The organism is Oceanibaculum sp. (assembly GCF_022449305.1).
GTDB classification, from domain to species: domain Bacteria; phylum Pseudomonadota; class Alphaproteobacteria; order Oceanibaculales; family Oceanibaculaceae; genus Oceanibaculum; species Oceanibaculum indicum.
Genome location: NZ_JAKUSO010000043.1, coordinates 1 through 1740, shown reverse-complemented (window position 1 = coordinate 1740; position 1740 = coordinate 1). Strand labels below are relative to the sequence as shown.

At 63.7% G+C, this 1740-nt stretch carries 1 protein-coding gene and 1 pseudogene; one reads left to right on the top strand and one right to left on the bottom strand.

Annotation, left to right across the window (positions count from 1 at the left end):
* Window positions 1-192 precede the first annotated feature (192 nt).
* On the top strand, window positions 193-699 hold the full coding sequence (locus MK313_RS12695; RefSeq protein WP_287781922.1) for a hypothetical protein: 507 nt from the start codon (window positions 193-195) through the stop codon (window positions 697-699).
* A 4-nt stretch (window positions 700-703) separates the two neighbouring features.
* On the opposite strand, the pseudogene MK313_RS12690 reads toward MK313_RS12695, so the two are convergent.
* Window positions 704-1740 (bottom strand): annotated as a pseudogene (locus tag MK313_RS12690) (hypothetical protein); the annotation flags it as partial.

Below are 1740 nucleotides of genomic sequence, written 5' to 3'. Positions count from 1 at the left end.
CGGGGGGGTTTTTTGGTGGGCGCCTTTGGTCTGGGCTGCGCCCGGCGCGGCACTGTCCTTGGCATTACCCCTCACCCAGCTGCGGCTAATTCGCTTCGCGACTAAGCCTCCGCGTCCCTCTCCCGCAAGGGGAGAGGGAATATGAGGCGTTTTGCCTTCGTCTTGCCGCGAAGTTCGGCTTATCTGTGTGACATGAAAACTCTTTCGCGCTTCACCTTCGCCGCTGCCCTGCTGCTGCCAGCCGCCGTTCTGGCAGACGTGCCGGCGCTGGACCGGCTGATCGAGACCAACCGGTCGGTCTGCGAGATCAAGCCGGCGCAGCGCTGCATCGATGCCGGCTGGGCCTTTGCCGACGCCAACCGCGACGGCGTGCTGGAGCTTGGCGAAATACAGCGTGTCCGCCGGCTGACCGAGCAATGGGTGCTGACCAAGGGCAAGAGCCTGCCGCCGCGCCAGCAGGGCTCCATCGTCATGGGGCTGATGCTGGTCGATTCGGCGGGGCTGCCGACCCTGTTTTCCAATTACGATCTGAATGGCGACGGAAGGCTGACGCAGGCCGAGATGTTCGCCGATGTGAAGCTGGATAACAGGCCGCTGCCCTGGATTCTGGCTGACCGCAACGCGGTCGATCTGCAGGCCAGCCGCCGCAAGCTGGGCGCGCTCGGACCTCTGCTCGACGGCGTCATCGCCCGCAAATAGGCTGTCAGGCGATCAGGTCTGTCGCCGCAAACACGTCGCTGCTGTCCAGCCTTGAGACGCCCAGCACGTTGATGGTCGCCGTTTTCGTGCCCGTCACGTTGATCGTTACGCCGACCTGCCCGGACAGGCTCTGCTGCGTGGCGAGGATTCCGGCGATCTGACCGTCTGTAACCCCTTCGATGCCGATCCGGTCATTGCCATTGCCGAAATCGGTGATGGTCGGCTCAAGGTCGGCGTTGGGAAAACGCGAATCGTAGCCGCGTACAATGAACACATCGTCGCCGGCCCCGCCGGTCAGCGTGTCGAAGCCGAGGCCGGAATAAATTGTGTCGTTGCCGTCCCCGCCCATGATGGAATCGCGGCCCTTGCCGCCGCGCAGCTCGTCATTGCCGAGGCCGCCCATCAGCGTATCGCCGCCATGCTGACCGTAGATCACATCGCCTAATTCCGTGCCCAGAATCCACTCGCCGGTGCTGGTGCCGGTCTGGCGCAGGGTCAGTGTCGTGGAATCCCATTCCGTCGCGTAGCGTGCCGTGCCGTAATAATATTGCATGGCTTCCCGGTCAGCCGGTCCGATCTCCGTGGCGCTGCGCGACCGCAGATAGGATAGCAGGGTCTGGGTACCGACAGCTGCGCTATCCTCAATCTTGTTGTCGCCCTCGAACGGGTGGTTGAAGCCCAGCGCATGGCCGATCTCGTGCAGCAACAGGGAAAAGCCGCGCTCGCCCGGTGCCATGCTGCTGTCGCCACCGAAGCCGACCACATCCATGAAAACGTCGCCGCCGAGGCCGTTGTAGCTGTTCTCGGTACGCTCCGGCATGCCGCTCTGGCGGATGGTGACGAAGCTGGGGTAGTAGGCGAAGCCGCTGAAATCGATGCCGTCGGCGTTGAAATCGAACAGGGCGAAGCGGATCTGTCCGCCGGCGCTTTCCGGCACTTCCACGAAGGCGATGCCGTTATTGGCCGCCCAGGCATCCAGCGCCAGCTTTGCATGGGCCTGCTGTGTCGAGGAGAAGGCGGTGAAGTCTGTGCGGGGGTTCC

Excerpts from the sequence above, each read along its gene's own strand:
- MK313_RS12695 (WP_287781922.1), top strand. The coding sequence starts at position 193 with ATGAAAACTCTTTCGCGCTTCACCTTCGCCGCTGCCCTGCTGCTGCCA.